16 protein-coding genes are annotated in these 16,591 nt (G+C 63.4%); 12 read left to right on the top strand and 4 right to left on the bottom strand.

Going from position 1 to position 16,591, the window contains the following annotated elements; translation table 11 throughout:
• From Q7T26_10385 to Q7T26_10375, 3 genes are all read left to right on the top strand, one after another.
• Nucleotides 1-1,341 (top strand): ABC transporter substrate-binding protein (locus tag Q7T26_10385; GenBank protein MDO8532548.1); only part of this gene is annotated, 1,341 nt, incomplete at its 5' end.
• A gap of 134 nt (nt 1,342-1,475) precedes the next feature.
• Nucleotides 1,476-2,918: a 4-hydroxyphenylacetate 3-hydroxylase N-terminal domain-containing protein gene (locus tag Q7T26_10380; GenBank protein ID MDO8532547.1), complete on the top strand. Its 1,443-nt coding sequence runs from the start codon at nt 1,476-1,478 to the stop codon at nt 2,916-2,918.
• 52 nt (nt 2,919-2,970) lie between these two features.
• A complete protein-coding gene (locus Q7T26_10375) occupies nt 2,971-3,456 on the top strand; it encodes a hypothetical protein (protein MDO8532546.1) in 486 nt (161 codons plus the stop codon).
• Nucleotides 3,457-3,676: 220 nt separating this feature from the next.
• Here Q7T26_10375 and Q7T26_10370 read toward each other — a convergent pair whose 3' ends face one another.
• The 3 genes from Q7T26_10370 to Q7T26_10360 form a co-directional block, all read right to left on the bottom strand.
• Nucleotides 3,677-4,591 (bottom strand): DoxX family protein, encoded by a 915-nt coding sequence (locus Q7T26_10370; protein MDO8532545.1) that lies wholly within the window; start codon nt 4,589-4,591, stop codon nt 3,677-3,679.
• Between the two features lie 28 nt (nt 4,592-4,619).
• Nucleotides 4,620-5,102 carry a tetratricopeptide repeat protein gene (locus tag Q7T26_10365; protein ID MDO8532544.1) on the bottom strand — a complete coding sequence of 161 codons (483 nt, stop codon included), beginning with the start codon at nt 5,100-5,102 and terminating at the stop codon, nt 4,620-4,622.
• A 95-nt stretch (nt 5,103-5,197) separates the two neighbouring features.
• Complete coding sequence (locus Q7T26_10360; GenBank protein MDO8532543.1) at nt 5,198-5,881, bottom strand: chlorite dismutase family protein; 684 nt, start codon at nt 5,879-5,881, stop codon at nt 5,198-5,200.
• 169 nt (nt 5,882-6,050) lie between these two features.
• Here Q7T26_10360 and Q7T26_10355 point away from each other — a divergent pair, with 169 nt between their 5' ends.
• The 9 genes from Q7T26_10355 to Q7T26_10315 all read left to right on the top strand — a co-directional run bounded on the left by Q7T26_10355 (nt 6,051) and on the right by Q7T26_10315 (nt 15,463).
• Nucleotides 6,051-6,707, top strand: coding sequence for a hypothetical protein (locus Q7T26_10355; GenBank protein MDO8532542.1), 657 nt, complete (start codon nt 6,051-6,053; stop codon nt 6,705-6,707).
• Nucleotides 6,708-7,013: 306 nt separating this feature from the next.
• On the top strand, nt 7,014-7,283 hold the full coding sequence (locus tag Q7T26_10350) for a ferredoxin family protein (protein MDO8532541.1): 270 nt from the start codon (nt 7,014-7,016) through the stop codon (nt 7,281-7,283).
• Nucleotides 7,284-7,342: 59 nt separating this feature from the next.
• Entirely contained in the window at nt 7,343-8,788 is a 1,446-nt protein-coding gene (locus Q7T26_10345) for an aspartate ammonia-lyase (GenBank protein ID MDO8532540.1), read from the top strand.
• Entirely contained in the window at nt 8,785-11,082 is a 2,298-nt protein-coding gene (locus tag Q7T26_10340) for an aconitate hydratase (GenBank protein ID MDO8532539.1), read from the top strand. Before Q7T26_10345 ends, Q7T26_10340 begins: the two co-directional genes overlap by 4 nt.
• Nucleotides 11,083-11,230: 148 nt before the next feature.
• Nucleotides 11,231-11,845 carry a MarC family protein gene (locus tag Q7T26_10335; GenBank protein ID MDO8532538.1) on the top strand — a complete coding sequence of 205 codons (615 nt, stop codon included), beginning with the start codon at nt 11,231-11,233 and terminating at the stop codon, nt 11,843-11,845.
• A gap of 53 nt (nt 11,846-11,898) precedes the next feature.
• Nucleotides 11,899-12,711: an enoyl-CoA hydratase-related protein gene (locus Q7T26_10330; GenBank protein ID MDO8532537.1), complete on the top strand. Its 813-nt coding sequence runs from the start codon at nt 11,899-11,901 to the stop codon at nt 12,709-12,711.
• A gap of 124 nt (nt 12,712-12,835) precedes the next feature.
• Nucleotides 12,836-13,459, top strand: a complete 624-nt coding sequence (hisIE, locus tag Q7T26_10325; protein MDO8532536.1) for a bifunctional phosphoribosyl-AMP cyclohydrolase/phosphoribosyl-ATP diphosphatase HisIE — start codon at nt 12,836-12,838, stop codon at nt 13,457-13,459.
• A 31-nt stretch (nt 13,460-13,490) separates the two neighbouring features.
• Nucleotides 13,491-14,669: a Fic family protein gene (locus tag Q7T26_10320; protein ID MDO8532535.1), complete on the top strand. Its 1,179-nt coding sequence runs from the start codon at nt 13,491-13,493 to the stop codon at nt 14,667-14,669.
• Between the two features lie 263 nt (nt 14,670-14,932).
• Nucleotides 14,933-15,463 carry a hemerythrin domain-containing protein gene (locus tag Q7T26_10315; protein ID MDO8532534.1) on the top strand — a complete coding sequence of 177 codons (531 nt, stop codon included), beginning with the start codon at nt 14,933-14,935 and terminating at the stop codon, nt 15,461-15,463.
• Here Q7T26_10315 and Q7T26_10310 read toward each other — a convergent pair.
• Complete coding sequence (locus Q7T26_10310; protein ID MDO8532533.1) at nt 15,423-16,409, bottom strand: DUF1385 domain-containing protein; 987 nt, start codon at nt 16,407-16,409, stop codon at nt 15,423-15,425. The genes Q7T26_10315 and Q7T26_10310 overlap by 41 nt on opposite strands.
• Nucleotides 16,410-16,591: the final 182 nt, after the last annotated feature.

The raw sequence follows: 16,591 nt of genomic DNA, 5'->3' as shown, positions 1-16,591 counted from the left end.
CGCAAGGGCGTCAAGTTCCAGAACAAGCCTCCCGCCAACGGGCGCGAGTTCACCGCCAAGGATGCCGTGTGGAACCTGGAGCGCATCCGCCGCCCAGGCGCATCCTATATTTGGAAGAGCAACCTGACAGAGGTGGACAAGATCGAGGCGGTGGACGACTACACGGTTAAAATCACGATGAAGAGCGTCTTCGCCCCCATCCTGTTCTATCTCCGCGGCAACTACACCTCCGGCATGACCATGCTGAACAAGGAGATGGAGGACCAGAAGGGAGAGGACGCGTACAAGGAACTGACCAACGCCATCGGCGTCGGTCCCTTCATGGTTGATAAGTGGGTGCCTGGCGTCAGCGGCCGCGCGGTCCGCAACCCCACCTACTACCGCCCGGGCCTGCCGTATCTGGACGCAGTGGATTACACCAACGTCCCGGACAGCGCCACGGTCATCGCCGCGTTCCGCACGGGCGCCGCGGACTACGCCATGAACAGCAGCGCCTTCTACTCGCTGCCCCAGAAGCAGCAGCTCGAACGCGGCGGTACGCAGCTCGTCTTCACTGCGCGAGCCGATCCATACCCCCTGACCCTGTCGCCCAACGTGAACAAGGAGCCGTTCACGGATATCCGCATCCGTAAGGCCATGTTCCTAGCCGCCGACCGCGAGGAGTTCCTGAAGGTGAACCTGGGTGGCGGTGGTCACATCAGTGGCCCCCTGTCCTGGCGCTCCTTCCCCGGCTGGACGTGGTCAGAGCAGGAGCTGATGAAGCGCGAGGGCTACCGCACCAAGACCACGCCGGAGGGCCAGGCTGATCTTGCCGAGGCCCAGAAGCTCATGCGCGAGGCGGGCTATGGCCCGGACAAGCCTCTCAAGGTGACGGCCGAGGGCTGCCAGTGCTTCACGTTCATCAACCTGACCAACATGGAAGTGGGCAAGTCCCAGCTCCAGAAAATCTACATGGACATCACCATCAAGATGGTGGACCAGGCGCAGTTCTACGAGCAGGACAACAACAGCACCTTCCTGTTCCGCGCCCGCGCCACCTCCGCGCCGGACGAGCCCGACGGCCAGCTCTACACGCGTCACCACAGCACCGGAGGACGCAACTACCAGAGGCTGAGCGACCCGGCGCTGGACAAGCTGCTGGAGCAGCAGCGCCAGACGCTTGACGTCACGAAGCGCAAGCAGATCGTAATGCAGGCCCAGGAACGGCTCTGGAGCCTGTATCCCCAAGTGTGGCTCCACGTCCGTGACGCCTATCTGCCGCAGCAAAAGTGGGTCAAGGGCCTGACGCCCAGCCAGTACCGCGCCTGGGGTGATACCGCGGCGATGTGGATAGACAAGTAATTCCGGCCTTCGGCAATCGCAAGCGCGCCCGGACTGAGTGCCGGGCGCGCTTCTTTTTCGCGCGTCTTGCGCTTTCGCCGCCGTCGTGTAAACTGAGGCAGGCCTGACCCCAACTCTTACCGCAGGAGGTCCCCATGCCTCTCCGCACTCCCGAGCAGTTCAAGGCGAGCCTCCGTGACGACCGCCGCGTCTACATCGGTGGCAAGCGAGTACGGGACGTGGTCACGCATCCCGTCCTCTCCGTCTGCACCGAGCACGCCGCAAACCTCTACCGCCTCAACCGCGACCGCAAGCTGAAGGACCTGTTCACTTTCCCGTCGCCGGAGACGGGCAAGGCCGTCAGCCGCTACTTCATGATTCCGACAACGTCCCAGGAGCTGCTTCAGCGCGGCAATCTCATCGAGGCGCACACCGCCGCCAACAAGAGCGTGCTGGACCTGCTCAAGGCCGTCGGCACGGACGCCCTCCTCGCCCTGTTGGTGGTCAGCCGGGACATGGACAAGGCCCTGAAGACTTCGTACAACAAACGTGTGCAGAAATTCTTCTCCTACTGCCGGGAGAACGACCTCTCCCTGGCGACGGCCCAGACCGACGTCAAGGGCGACCGCAGCCTGCGCCCCCACGAGCAGCCTGACCCCGACATGTACGTGCGCGTCGTCAAGCGCCGCAAGGACGGCATCGTCATCCGGGGAGCCAAGGCACACACCACGGCGGCGCCGCAGGCCAACGAGATCTTCCTCCTGCCCACGCGCGCCATGACGGAGGCGGACGCCGACTACGCCCTCGCCTGCGCCGTTCCCGTGAACGCGAAGGGCGTGACGCTCATATGCCGCCCCATGCCCGGTCCGGAGCACGCCGTCTTTGACTTCCCCGTCAGCCGGACACACATCGAGACGGAGACCATTACGGTTTTCGACGACGTGTTCGTGCCCAACGAGCGCGTGTTCATGGCGGGCGAATGGCAGTTCGCCGGGGCGCTCGCCAACACCTTCGCCACCTTCCACCGCCACACGGCCGTCTCCTACAAGCCGCCCTCCGCCGACCTGCTGCTGGGCGCAGCGGCGCTGGCCGCGGACCTCAACGGCGTGCGCAACGAAGGCCACATCCGCGAGAAGCTGTCCCGACTGGTGATGTACACGGAGATCGTGCGCGCCTGCCGCAAGATGGCCGCGTACGAGGCTATCATGACTCCCTCCGGCATCATGATGCCCAATCCAATCTACACGAACGCGGGCAAGTTCCACTTCGCCAACAACTTCCATGAGGTGGCCAAGATCGTGCAGGACATCGCGGGCGGCTTGGCAATCACCGCGCCGTCGGAGGCCGACCTGAAAAGCAAGGAGATCGGCAAGTACGTGGAGAAGTACCTGGCGGGGCGCAAGGGCGCCAGCGGACGGGAGCGCCTGCAGGTCATGAGCCTCATCCGCGACTACACGGCCAGCGATTTCGGCGGCTACAACTACGTCGTCACGCTGCACGGCGAAGGGTCCATGGCCGCCCAGCAGATCGTCGCCCTGCGCGACTACGACGTGGAGCGCTGCGTCCGCCTGGCCCGGGAGGCCATGGGAGCGGGATAGCGCGTGAGGCGGGAGCAACAACGCGGGCGTAGCTTGGACAGGAGCAAACACAATGACTGAGAGCGGACATGTGAAAAAGCGCTACGGCATGCTGCGCTTCATCGCCGGCCTCCTGAAAGTGCTGGCGTGGGTTGCCCTTGTGGGCTTCGGTCTTGGGGCGCTGGTCGTGCTGGCCACAGCCGCGGGCGCTCCTTTCCCCCAGTTCCGCGAGGCCGGGCTGCTCGGATTCTTCCTCTTTGTCCTCTATGGAGTCGGGGCCTTTGTCCTGCTGTATCTCTACGCCGACTTCATCCGGCTGTTCCTGGATATGGAGGAGAACACCCGCGCCATGCGCAAGAGCCTGGACATGCTGTTTCAGGAGAAGGGACAACCGACGCCTCACGACACAGCCCCGTCCGCGTCGGCTCCGCCGCCCGCGCCGGAGCGCGTCATCCGCCTGCCGGAATCGCCGTCCAGCGTCGGCGACGTTCCGCCCCTGGCAACGCCGCCCACGATAAGCAGCCCTTCAAGCTCTGGAGATGGACCCCACACGCCCTAGCGGGAACCCGGCGGGTTCCGGACACGCGCCTCCTCCAAAGGCGCCGGTCGTCTGCGACCTTTGCGGCGGCCCTGCAATCGAGCTTCATTGCAAGATCATCTGCCGTAACTGCGGCTACACCAGGGACTGCACCGACCCATGAATCGCCACAGTTATCACGAACAAGAAGGCCGACCTTATGGGGTCGGCCTTCTTCATTATTGACGTTTCCGCCCTCATATTAGCCGTGCGCCGTTCCCTCCACGGGCCTGTCGGGTCGGCGACGTCGCCGCAGCCTGTCCGCCAGAAGGCGCAGACCATTATCAAGCGACAGAACGCCCGGTCCAGACGTGGCAAGCGAGAGGGCGACGCCCGCCAACGCCAGGTCTTTGACCATGGAGAGGGTGAACACACCCAGTCTGCTCATCAACAGCCCAACGAAGATGCACGCCACAGCGGCCACGGGTCTGGTCAGGAATCCCAGGAGAAGCAGGACTGCGGCGACAACGTGGGCGATACCTGACCAACTGACCAGCGTCAGGATATCAATCTGGTTGAACGGCGGCTGGTTGGGGATAAACTGCGTCCGCGCCATCTCACGAACAATAGCTTGCGGGTCTGTCAACATATGGACGCCTGACCAGAGGAACACGGATGACAGGCCGAACCGCAAAAGCAGTGGCCCAAGAAGGGCGTGCCACCGGGGAGACGGAGCAGTCATGCGCCTGACTGGATCCCGGCCCGCCAGAAAACCGTCCAGGCTGAGGAAGGCGCTGCCGCTCAGCGCGAGGGCCAACGCGGCGCCCAGCAGGGCCGCATCCTTGACCTCGAAGAGGTTAAGCGCCCCCGTGCGCAACAGATAGACGGCCAGCAACCCCGCAAGAGTTGCCGCCGCGGGCCGCGTTAAGAGACCGATGATGAGCAGCAGACCCCCGGCCACTTCAATGTGACCGATGAGTTGAAAGACCTGCTGGATGGTAAACGGCGTGACCAGCCCTATCTCCGCCAGGTCACCCAGCCGACTCTCCAGCTTGGGTATCGCCAGAGGCGGGGTCAGCAGATCATTCCCAGTCCAGAAAAAGACAATGCCCAGCCCAATCCGAACCAGGAACGACCCCAAATGTAACCAGAACGGTATGTCTTGCCGTCTTACCACAAAAACGCTCTCCCCGCCCGTGGGAGCGTCAATTCATCCGACCGCGCAGATGGGCCAAGGCTTGCGCCGCGGCCGCGTAGCGGAGGCTCAGGGCTAAAGCGTCCTTATAGCACTCCAGCGCCTTGTCCCACTGGCCCAGACGCTCACACGCCCTGCCCAGGTTGAAGTAGGGGAAGAAATAGCTCTCGTAACGTCTGGAACGTAGCGCCTTCTCAAGCCAGGGGAACGCCTCTTTCGGCCTTCCCATCTCTATCAGATATGACCCAATATCGTTGTAGGGGTTGCCGTAGTCCGGGTCAATCTCAATGGCCCTGTGGCATTCCTTGATGGCCTCCTCATACCGCCCCTGAAAGCTGTACGTCCAGCCCAGGAATGTGTAGGCTTCCCCGGTGGGACACGCCTCAATGGATTTCCTGTACAGGGCAATCGCCTTATCAAGCTCCCCGTTCATCTGGAGCTCGTACGCCCTACGGAAGAACTGCAACGCCTGTTCGCGAGCCTCTATGGACATGGCCGCCACCGTACCCGCGCTATAAAGTCCCTGCCCGGTAACTCAATTATTATACCGTACTCCACCACCACCCACCTGAACAGGCCCCTTGCAATCTATGACAGCGACCGGAGCACATCGGCCAGCGGCTTTTTCAAGCACGTGAAGATAGGCGTGTCCCGCGCGGTGTACCGGCTGGCCTCCGTCTCCCGCAGCTTCATGACCAGGCCCTGGAAGTCCGCCGGAGAGTCCGTCTCAAAGGCCAGGACAAACTCCTGGTCGTCCAGGCCAAAGGAGTACGTGGTGTTGATTTTCACATTGGGAAAGAGATGGCCCACCCGTATGTGCTCGTCCATCATCTTCTTCCGAGTCTCGAAGGGCAGCGCATACCACTCCCTGCTCTTGACGAAGGGGTACACGAACAGCCACTCATCCTTGCCCTCGGTCCGCGGGCCCGGATTCGTGTGCGGCGCGCCCTTCAGATAGATGGACTGCCGGGTCATGGCCAGGTAGTGGTAAGTCAGGTCCAAGTACAGGCCCATCTCCGTGCGGGAGAGGTCCACGACGAAGTCTCGAATGTCCGGAAGGTCCTGCGCCACTATCCACAGGTGGAAGTCCGCATCCCGCCGGAAGCCCTGCGTCGAGTAGGCGCGTATCCACAGCTTCTCCTCCTGTGCAAGGACCGCGGCCAGCGCCTGCTCTATCCCGCGCTCCCTCGCGTCAGGTGGCAACCGTCGCCACTCGGGCCGGAGCTTGTAAAACGAGAAGGCGACAAAGTTGCCCTTTTTCTCACCCTCCATGATTCCCTCCTCGGGCTTCAGCGTACCACTCGCTATCTATAGGGAATACTATGAGCGCCTTGCATAATTCCCCTAACGGAGGCTAGCGATGGCTAGACGATAGATTATATACCAAAGCATTGGCGGTTACAGGCTTGACGCAAGGTTCGGGGGTGAATAGCATGACGGCATGGCTATTACTGCGTTGGTCGTGCTCGTTACTCTCGCTTTATCCATTCTGGCACTCCGGGGAGTATTCGGGGAGTTCCCAAGTTCATGGGGTTGGTTCCTTGCCATTATCTCTGGGCTCGGGTTAATGATGGGTACACAAACCGTCTTTCAAGCATTGTGGGGTCGCCCAGTGTTGCAAACGGAGTTTGAAGTAAGCGACGGCAAAGAGACCCGCCTTTTGCTAGTATTCTTGAAAAACATCCCCGTGAAGAACAAGGTAATCAAGAAACTAGGGGTGAGGCGCGAGACAATACAAAGCCTTACGGCCCAGTTTCGAATTGCCGAGGCTGGCAGCGGGAAGGTCGTCGTACCCATCCACCAAGCCAGAATCTCTTCGGATGATAACTCTTCTGACGAAGGTAGCTTCAGAATAGCGTTACCACCTACATTTAGTGTCGGGGCGTCTATTGTTGTTGCTGCGTGGGAGCCTAAGTCGCAGAAGTCCGTGATACCACCAGACAGGCTTCGGGGAATGACCCCCCTCGAGCCAGGTCTATATCGCGCCGAGATCATTCTCTTGGTAGACGGAGACCCGATGCCTAGAATTTTCAGGCAATTTGTTGTAGGGGAGACAAGGTATGACCTTATATGGGCGTCTAATAGACCAGGAGCTTAGTCGTTTGTCAGCCTCTTATATGGGAGCGACGCCCCTATTGCAATCAGGGACAAGTAGCAGTACGCCGTAACCTTTCGCAGGCCCCGCACGGTAATACGATTGAGCGAGCGAATTTGTATCTGAACCAGATTCAACGTAAGGCTCAATTTGGAGAGAGATGCCGAGATGCGAAATATGCAAGGTGCTCACTATACAACGCGGGCATCGAATATGCTATAATCCTGTATTTGGAGATACACTCCGCCCTTGGAGAAATACTCGGGTACGGCTGCTCCCACGGGCGCCGCCCCGACAAGGAGGATATTGATGGCCTACATCATCGCCCAGCCGTGCGTCGGGGTTAAGGACTCCGCTTGCGTCGAGGTCTGTCCCGTGGACTGCATCTATACGACGGCGGACGCCCCCATGTACTACATCCACCCCGACGAGTGCATTGACTGCGCGGCGTGTGAGCCCGTCTGCCCGGTCACGGCCATCTTCTCCCAGGACCAGCTCCCCGACAAATGGAAAGAGTTCATCGCCACCAACCGGGACTGGTTCCAGGGCAAAGATCTCACTGCCCTCAAGAAGAAGTAGCCCCCTTTCCGGCTGCCTGTCTCCTTGTCGGCCCCTGACGCCGGGGGGTCTTTTTTGATATGACGCCTCAGACTCCGTTCCGCGTAGAGCGCGACTCTCTGGGACAACTCTCTGTTCCCGCGGACGCCTACTACGGAGTCCAGACTGCGCGCGCCGTGCGGAATTTCCCCATCAGCGGGATACGTCCGCACGCCGTGTACGTCTGGGCGGCGGCGGTGGTCAAGCGCGCTGCGGCGGAAGCCAACGTAGAGCTGCGCGTCCTGGACCGACGCACGGGCAAAGCCATCGCCCGCGCCGCCGCGGAGGTCATGGCTGGACGCCTGGCCGACCAGTTCGTGGTGGACGTGTTCAACTCGGGCGCGGGCACCGCGTTTCACATGAATGTCAACGAGGTGCTCGCCAACCGGGCCATTGAGCTGCTGGGCGGCAAGCGCGGCGACTACGCACGCGTCCATCCTAACGACCACGTGAACATGGCCCAGTCCTCCAACGACGTGGTCCCCACCATCACCCGGCTGGCCGCGCTGGCCCTCACCGAACGGCTGCAGCCTGAGCTTGGCGCGCTGGAGAAGGCGCTGCGCGCGAAGGCCCGAGAGTTCGACACCGTGGTGAAGGCGGGTCGCACCCACCTGCAGGACGCCGTGCCCATGAGGCTCGGCCAGGAGTTCTCCGGCTACGCCAGCGCCGTGCGGAGCGGGCGCCGCCGCATTCAGCACGCAGCACTTGCGCTCCGGGAGATAGGCTTCGGCGCGACGGCGGTCGGCACGGGCATCAACGCCCACCCCGACTTCCGGCTCAAGGTCGTGGAACGGCTGAAGGCCCTGACCGGCTGGGAGCTGCGCCCCGCGGAGGACCTGTTCGAGACGCAGCAGAGCCTCGCGGCCTTCGCCGAGCTCTCGTCCGCGCTCAAGGTGCTGGCCCTGGAGCTTATCCGCATCGCCAACGACCTGCGGCTTCTCAGTTCCGGCCCCAACACCGGCCTCTATGAAATCAACCTCCCCGCGGTGATGCCCGGGTCATCCATCATGCCCGGCAAGGTCAACCCCAGCCTGCCGGAGATGCTGGACATGGTATGCTTTCAGGTGGTGGGAAACGACACCACCATCAGCTTGGCCGTCCAGGCGGGACAGATGGAGATTAACGTCATGACGCCCGTGGTAGGCTATGACCTCCTCCAGTCGCTGGACCTCCTGCGTAACGGCGTCCACGTCTTCACGGAGCGGTGCGTCCGGGGCATCACGGCCAACGCGGAGCGGTGCCAGGCCAACGCGGAGCGGACGCTCGCCCTCGCGACGGCGCTGAACCCCTACATCGGCTACGAAAAAGCGGCTGAGGTAGCGAAGGAAGCGCTCGCCACGGGCCGCGGCCTGAAAGAGATTGTGCTGGAAAAGAAGCTGCTCTCCAGGGCCAAGGCCGACCGCGTCCTGGATGTGCGCGCCCTGACGGGGCCATCCATACGTCGCAAACGAGCATCACGCCGAAAGGCGGTAGGAGGCATTTCATGACACCCGGCAAGAATGGCGGCGGCGCTCCCGCAATAGAGTCCACGCCAGAGTTCGTGGAGCGCGCCTACCAGCGGATGGAGAAGAACCTGGACATCGTCCGCAAGCGCCTGGGACGGCCCATGACGCTCGCGGAGAAGGTACTGTACGGCCACTTGGACGACCCGCAGAGCGCGGAGATGGTCCCGGGGAAGAGCTACCTGCTCCTCCGACCGGACAGGGTCGCCATGCAGGACGCCACGGCCCAGATGGCCCTTCTTCAATTCATGCTGGCGGGCAAGAAAGCGGCCGCGGTGCCCTCCACCGTCCACTGCGACCACCTGATCCTGGCGCGCCTGGGCGCCAGGGCCGACATGGAGAACGCCCTTGGCGAGAACCGCGAGGTGTATGAGTTCCTGCGGACCGTCTCCCAGAAGTACGGCATCGGCTTCTGGAAGCCCGGCGCGGGCATCATCCACCAAGTGGTGCTGGAGAACTACGCATTCCCCGGCGGAATGATGATCGGCACGGACTCCCACACGCCCAACGCGGGCGGCCTGGGCATGCTGGCCATGGGCGTCGGCGGCGCGGACGCCGTGGACGTCATGGCAGGCTTCCCGTGGGAGGTGCTGAACCCCAGCATCATCGGCGTGCGGCTGACCGGAAAGCTGAACGGCTGGACCGCGCCCAAGGACGTCATCCTGATGGTGGCCAAAATCCTGACCGTGGAGGGCGGCACGAACCGAATTGTCGAGTACTTCGGGCCGGGCGCCGCATCCATTAGCTGCACCGGCAAGGCCACCATCACCAACATGGGCGCAGAGGTGGGCGCCACCTGCTCCGTCTTCACGTATGACAAGCGCATGGCCGACTACCTGCGCGCCACCCGCCGCGGCAAGCTGGCCGACCTGGCGGACAAGCACAAGGCCCTCCTGACGCCGGACCCGGAGGTGGAGGCGCACCCAGAGCAGTTCTACGAGCGCGTCGTCGAGATTGACCTGTCCAAACTTGAGCCACACATCACCGGCCCGCACACGCCGGACCTGGCCCGGCCCGTCTCCCAGATGGCTGCGGACGTGCAGAAGAACGGCTATCCTGACAAGCTCAAGGTCGCGCTCGTGGGGAGCTGCACGAACTCGTCGTACGAGGACATCTGCCGCGCGGCGGAGGTGGCCGAGCAGGCCAAAGCCCACGGGGCTCGCGCGGTGACTCCCCTGCTGGTTACGCCCGGCTCCGAGCAAGTACGCGCCACCATCGAGCGGGACGGCCAGATGAAGTCCCTGCAGGACATTGGGGCGCAGGTGCTGGCCAACGCGTGCGGCCCGTGCATCGGCCAGTGGCAGAGAGAAGACGTCAAGCCCGGCGAGAAGAACTCCATCCTGAACTCATACAACAGGAACTTCCCCAAGCGCAACGACGGCAACGCCGCCACCATGGCGTTCATCGGCAGCCCCGAGATCGTCGTCGCCTACGCGCTGGCGGGCAGGCTGTCGTTCAACCCGCTGACGGACGCTATCACCACGCCAGACGGCAAGCAGTTCAAGCTCCAGCCGCCGAAGCCGGCCCCTGACATCCCGGCCAGAGGCTTCGTCTTCGATACAGCGGGCTACGTGCCACCGGCCGCCGACAGCGACAAGGCGCAGGTGGCCGTTGACCCGAACAGCCCGCGCCTTGCCCTGCTGGACCCGTTCCCCGCGTGGGACGGCGAGGACTTCGTCGAACTGCCCGTCCTGGTCAAGGCCAAGGGCAAGTGCACCACCGACCACATCTCGCCCGCGGGCCCGTGGCTGACGTATCGGGGCCACCTGGACAAGATCAGCGACAACACCTTCCTGGGCGCCATCAGCGCCTTCACCGGCGAGGCGGGCAAGGGCCTGAACGTGTTCACCAGCACGCGCGACTCGCTGCCCAAGATCGCCCGTGACTACAAGAAGCGCGGCGTCCGGTGGGTGGCCATCGGCGACGACAACTACGGCGAGGGAAGCAGCCGCGAGCACGCCGCCATGTCGCCGCGGTTCCTGGGCTGCGTCGCCGTCATCACCCGCAGCTTCGCGCGCATCCATGAGTCCAACTTGAAGAAGCAGGGCGTCCTGCCGCTGACCTTCGCCGACAGGGCGGACTACGACAAGGTGCAGGAGACAGACAGGGTCAGCGTCACGGGCCTGGCGTCGCTGGCGCCCGGCAAGCCCCTGCAGGCCGTCCTGCGCCACGCGGACGGCTCGAAGCACACCGTTCAGCTCAAGCACACCCTGAACACGGAGCAGATCTCCTGGTTCAAGGCGGGGTCCGCGCTGAACCTGCTGCGGAAGCAGGGATAGGTCCGTCCGCGGGCTGTCCCGCCCTTCGTGGGGCCAACCCCCTGCCAGGCACGGCGGCGCCGTGCCTGGCAGGGACAGTCGTGGCGTGCTAGGATATCCGCGTTGTCGCGGACTTCGGCCAGTCCCACCTGAACCTCGGGGGGCCTTGATGCTCGACTTTCTTGCGGGGATAGGGCAGCCGCTCCTGCTGAGCGCCATCCCCATCTTCGTCGCGATCGACCCCGTGGGAACGCTGTCGTTCCTGCTGGGCCTGACCCAGGGCATGTCCTCAAGGGAGCGGAGCCGCGTCACCCGATTCGCCATCCTGACCGCGCTGGGGCTTGGCCTGGGGTTCCTGGCAGTCGGCCAGCTTGTCTTCTCCCTGCTGGGCATTACCCAGGCCAGCTTCCTGGTGGCGGGCGGCGTCCTCCTGTTCATCCTGACCACCAATGACATCGTGCGCGGCGTCAGCATCCCGCGGGAGGCCCAGCCACGGCAGGACGAGTATGTCGGCGTGGTACCGCTGGGCACGCCGCTGGTCGTGGGGCCGGCGGTGCTGGCGACTCTGCTGCTGCTCGTGCAGCGTTATCACATCGCCGTGGTCGTGGCCGCATTCATGCTCAACCTGGGTCTCACGTGGCTGGTCTTCGCACAGGCGGACCGCATCACGCGGGTATTGGGGCGGGCCGGACTGATGGTGGTGGCGAAGATCGCAGGGCTGCTGCTGGCGGCCATCGCGGTGGACATGGTGCGCCGGGGCATCATGCAGTTCCTAACGCCTTAGCGGCATTGAACAGGGCAAATAACCCATCTTGAACGCAGGACGGTGAGAAGGTCATGGACTACAAAGAGCTGCTTCTGCAACGCGATGCTGGCGTGGCGACCATCACGCTGAACCGCCCGCAGGTGATGAACGCGCTGAACCAGGCGCTCATCTCCGAGCTGGTGCGCGCCGTTGACGAAGCGTCCCGCGACGATGACGTGCGCGTCGTGGTCGTGACGGGCACGGGGCGCGGCTTCTGCTCCGGGCTGGACATCAAGGAGGAGACGAGCGGCGGCGACGCGGTGGGCCTGGAGGCGAGCGCCCCCATGCTGACACGACTCTCGGCGGGACGGCGCGGCATCCAGCGCATCCCGCGGACGTTCCACGCGTGCCAGAAGCCCGTCATCGCGGCGGTGAACGGCCCGGCCATCGGCGGCGGCATGGACATCGCCAGCATGGCGGACATCCGCGTCGCGTCGGACACGGCGCGGTTCGGCATGACCCATACCATGATCGCCCGCGTCTCGCTGGACGGCGGGTACTACTTTCTGCAGCGCATCGTCGGCCACGCGAAGGCGATGGATCTGGTGCTGAGCTGCCGCATCTTCGACGCGCAGGAGGCGCTGACGATGGGCTACGTCAGCCGCGTCGTGCCGCAGGCGGAACTCGCGGCGACGGCGAAGGCGTTGGCGGCCAAGATAGCGGGCATGTCCCCCGTCGCCACGCGACTGGCCAAGCAACTACTGTCCCAGGCGCACGACTCGTCCCTGGAGCAGGCGCTGGAGCAGGTGGAGGTGGCGATGGCGCTGATAGCGGCCACCTCGGACTACTCGGAAGGCCCGCGCGCCTTCGCGGAGAAGCGCCCGCCCAAGTTCACGGGACGCTAGGGGCCTGTCCGCACGCTATGATGGGGAGGTACAGGAGCCTTCGACACGCTCAGCCTGAGCGGAGTCGGAGCCTCCTGACGGGGGCCGGGGGGGTGTCCCCCCGCCGGAAAGGCTGGTGACACCAATGCAGGTGCAACTCGACGACAAGGGCCTCGTGCCCGCCATCGCACAGGACGCGAAGACGGGCCAGGTCCTCATGATGGCGTACATGGACGCGGAGGCGCTGCGCCGCACGTTGGAGAGTGGTCAGGCGTGGTTCTACAGCCGCAGCCGCCGGGATCTGTGGCACAAGGGCGCCACATCCGGCCACTACCTGAACGTGCGCGGCGTGAGCCTCGACTGCGACGGCGACACCATCCTGCTCCAGGTGGAGCCGACCGGCCCCGCGTGCCACACAGGCGCGACAAGCTGCTTCTTCACCCCGCTGGCGAAGGGAGGCGCGGAGTTCGCAAAGGCCCCCGCCGCGCCGCGCGACGTGCTGCGCGAGCTTGCGGAGGTCATCGAGGAGCGGAAGCGAACTAAGCCCGAGTCCAGCTACACCGCGAAGCTGCTGCAGGGCGGGATAGACCGCGTGGGGCAGAAGGTCATCGAGGAGGCGGGCGAGGCGGCGCTTGCGGCCATGAAGCCGGACAAGACGTCGGTGGCGTCCGAGGTGGCGGACCTGTGGTACCACACGCTGGTGCTGCTGGCGGCGTGCGACCTGAAGCCGGAGGACGTGTGGGAGGAACTGAGGAAGAGGCGGAAGTAGGAACCTCGGAAAGAGAAGCCCTCAACTTCGGATGGATAAGAACCTGTTTCTAAATAGCCCATCGGGACACATCGTCAAAGTAGGACGCGGAGAGGCGGAGTACTGGGCATTTGCGCCAAACTCTTTACCCCCTCCTCTGGATCTCGGTATGGATTCAGTTGTGCTCCTCTCTGAAGCCGATCGCGCTTTGGGTGAATTAGCCGGACTAGGGCGAACCTTGCCCAACGCGAATCTTCTTATTCGACCTTTCGTACGACGTGAGGCGGTACTTTCCTCTCGTATTGAGGGAACGCAGGCGAGTATTGCGGACTTATACCAGTTTGAGGCAGCACAGCTTCCTTTGCCAGGTGCTGTAACAGCTCCGCGTGGATCTGATGTCCTGGAGGTATTCAACTACGTTCGCGCTCTGGATTATGGGCTGGAGCGGCTCACGACGTTGCCAGTCAGCTTACGCCTTATTCGCGAGGTTCATGAACGTCTTCTGAGAAATGTCCGTGGTGAAGAGGGGACTCCCGGAGAGTTCAGGACATCGCAGAACTGGATTGGAACTCCAGGGTGCGTCCTGCGAGACGCCCACTTTGTTCCACCGCCTGTGCCGGAAATGAACGAGGCACTGGACGCACTTGAGAATTATCTGCACAAACCAGACGACTCATTTCCGCCTTTGGTGCGATTGGCGTTTATTCACTACCAATTCGAGACCATACACCCGTTCATAGATGGAAACGGCCGTATTGGCCGTTTGCTCATCGCTCTGCTGCTTGTACGCTGGAAACTGCTGCCATCCCCCTTACTTTATTTGAGCGCCTACTTTGAGCGTAATAAGCCGAGATATTATGACCTACTGCTAGCTGTGAGCAGGGAAGGGGCGTGGAGAGAATGGGTCAACTTTTTTCTGAGTGGTATTGCAGAGCAAGCTCGCGACGCTATAGAGAGATCGAGACGACTCCACGATCTGCACAGGGAGTGGCACGGCAGATTGACGACGGCACGGACTTCGGCGCTGACGCTCCGGCTGCTTGACGCTCTGTTTGAGTCTCCCATCCTCACCATTCCACAAGCTCAGGCGATTCTCGGAGTTAGGTCCTACCTTAGTGCACAGCTCAACGTGAAAAAGCTTGTCAACGCGGGTATATTAAAACCTTACGGGCGAGTTTCTTATGGTAAGATGTTCGCCGCTGAAGATATCATGCGTATTGTTCAGAGCTAAGTTTCATGGCTTGCAAATTATATCTTTGTGACCAAAAACATAATTGTCCGCGTGACACTTTCATTTAACTGTAACACCTAGGTGTCATAGTTAAATGACACACTATCTCGGCACAACGTTCAGAGCATCTCCGTCACTTTGATGTCAGCCGCAGCGACACTGGGACGCTCGTTGGCTAGTCCGCAATCTGGGATGTCTGGATGGGTTGTTCATGCCCCTGTCGTATAATAGTCCTGTGTGGGGAGGGGGAAAGGACGTGCGCCATGCCGCTTCCCACCCAGCCTCTCCGCGACGAGCACAAGTACCTCTTCCCCCACGTCGAGACGCTGCGCATCGCCGCTGATTCCGTCGGCGCGGCCACGCCCGCCGATCTGCGCGCCCGCGTTGACGAAGCCTACGAGTTCCTGACGCGTCACCTCATCCCGCACGCCCACGCCGAGGACAAGGTCCTCTACCCCGCCATCGCGAAGGCGATGGGCGCGGCGCGGGCCACCGCCACCATGAGCCGCGACCACGTGGAGGTGGGCCGCCTCACCGACGAGGTGGGCAGGCTGCGCGCCAGGCTGGCGAAGGGCGCGCTGAGCAAGGCCGACGAGGCGCCCGAGGCCCTGCCGGAGGAGGTCGCCGCGCTCATCGAGCAGCGAGAGGCGGCGCGACGGCGGCGGGACTGGACGCTGGCGGACGCCCTGCGCGAGCGGCTGGCGGGGCTGGGCTACCGAGTGATAGACACTCCTGAAGGGCCGCGCCGCGAGGCTATGAGCGCTCGCTCGTCCCAGGGAGGTCTGGCTCTGTAGGCACGTCCTGCGCTGGCGGGGATGCCGCAACGGCGCCAGCCGCAAGCGCATCCGTCATCGGCCCCACGGGGCGGCCCTCGTCCGCCGCGATGGCGGCGTTCATGGCGGCGATAGCCACCTCTATCTGCGCGTCGTCGGGCTGGCGCGTCGTGAGCGCCTGGAGCGCGAGGTTCGGAGCGATGAGCAGCCGCACCAGCGGGCTCGACTCGAAACGGGCGCTCAGCCGGATGATCTCATACGCCGCGCCCGCCACCAGCGGCACCAGCGCGATGCGCGAGAGCAGCCGCAACCACAGGTTGTCGATCCGGCCCACCAGGATAAAGACCACGATGGCGACCACCATGACCGTCAGCAGGAACGCGGTGCCGCAGCGCTCGTGGGCCGTGGGATAGCGGCGGACGGCCTGCGTCTCCAGCGGCTCGCCGTGCTCATGGGCGTGCACCGTCATGTGCTCCGCCCCGTGATACGCGAAGACGCGCCGAACCTCCGCCATGCGCCCAATGATCACCACATAGCCCAGGAACAACGCCAGCCGCACAATCCCCTCCACCACGTTGCTCAACAGGGGCGATTGCAGCAGCGGGTCCAGGAGTCGCACCAGCAGCGTGGGCGAGACGAAGAAGACGAGCACGGCGAACGCGAGGCTGAAGGCGATGGTGACGCCCACGGTGGCGGGCGATATCTCCTCATCGCCCTGCTCCTGGCCCGCGACACGCGCCGAGTCCAGCAGCGCGCGCATGCCCATGGTGAACGTCTCCGCCAGGACAAGGATGCCCCGCACGAACGGCACCTTCCGCCATCGCGTGGTGGCCGTAGCCCCCAGCGGCGACGTCCACGTGGCGATATCGCCGGCAGGACGCCGCACGGCCACGGCCACGTACCGGCGCCCGCGAATCAGTACCCCTTCAATGACCGCCTGGCCGCCGTAGTAAAACCGCTGGTTCACCGAATGGACATCCCGCAACGTTCCATCTTCACCCTGATGCCTTTCTCCCGCGTGCGCGCCTGCGCATTCAAGAATAGCATGCTTCCCCCTTTTCCGCATGCGGTCGTCCGCGCAGCCTGGTGTAGTGCTTCCAACCTTCGTTAGATGAGCTTGTGGACATGACACTCCGGGAGTTGAGATAG

Source organism: Dehalococcoidia bacterium (assembly GCA_030648205.1).
Lineage (GTDB): Bacteria > Chloroflexota > Dehalococcoidia > JAUSIH01 > JAUSIH01 > JAUSIH01.
The sequence above is the reverse complement of the archived record's forward strand: the minus strand, read 5'-3'. Positions and strand labels throughout refer to the sequence as shown.

Bases quoted from the DNA above. Each gene is read 5' to 3' on its own strand.
- hisIE (MDO8532536.1), top strand. From the start codon at position 12,836: ATGCAGGTGCAACTCGACGACAAGGGCCTCGTGCCCGCCATCGCACAG.
- Q7T26_10360 (MDO8532543.1), bottom strand. From the start codon at position 5,881: ATGGAGGGTGAGAAAAAGGGCAACTTTGTCGCCTTCTCGTTTTACAAG.
- Q7T26_10365 (MDO8532544.1), bottom strand. From the start codon at position 5,102: ATGTCCATAGAGGCTCGCGAACAGGCGTTGCAGTTCTTCCGTAGGGCG.
- Q7T26_10340 (MDO8532539.1), top strand. From the start codon at position 8,785: ATGACACCCGGCAAGAATGGCGGCGGCGCTCCCGCAATAGAGTCCACG.
- Q7T26_10335 (MDO8532538.1), top strand. From the start codon at position 11,231: ATGCTCGACTTTCTTGCGGGGATAGGGCAGCCGCTCCTGCTGAGCGCC.
- Q7T26_10355 (MDO8532542.1), top strand. From the start codon at position 6,051: ATGGCTATTACTGCGTTGGTCGTGCTCGTTACTCTCGCTTTATCCATT.
- Q7T26_10345 (MDO8532540.1), top strand. From the start codon at position 7,343: ATGACGCCTCAGACTCCGTTCCGCGTAGAGCGCGACTCTCTGGGACAA.
- Q7T26_10380 (MDO8532547.1), top strand. From the start codon at position 1,476: ATGCCTCTCCGCACTCCCGAGCAGTTCAAGGCGAGCCTCCGTGACGAC.
- Q7T26_10375 (MDO8532546.1), top strand. From the start codon at position 2,971: ATGACTGAGAGCGGACATGTGAAAAAGCGCTACGGCATGCTGCGCTTC.
- Q7T26_10330 (MDO8532537.1), top strand. From the start codon at position 11,899: ATGGACTACAAAGAGCTGCTTCTGCAACGCGATGCTGGCGTGGCGACC.
- Q7T26_10350 (MDO8532541.1), top strand. From the start codon at position 7,014: ATGGCCTACATCATCGCCCAGCCGTGCGTCGGGGTTAAGGACTCCGCT.
- Q7T26_10315 (MDO8532534.1), top strand. From the start codon at position 14,933: ATGCCGCTTCCCACCCAGCCTCTCCGCGACGAGCACAAGTACCTCTTC.
- Q7T26_10320 (MDO8532535.1), top strand. From the start codon at position 13,491: ATGGATAAGAACCTGTTTCTAAATAGCCCATCGGGACACATCGTCAAA.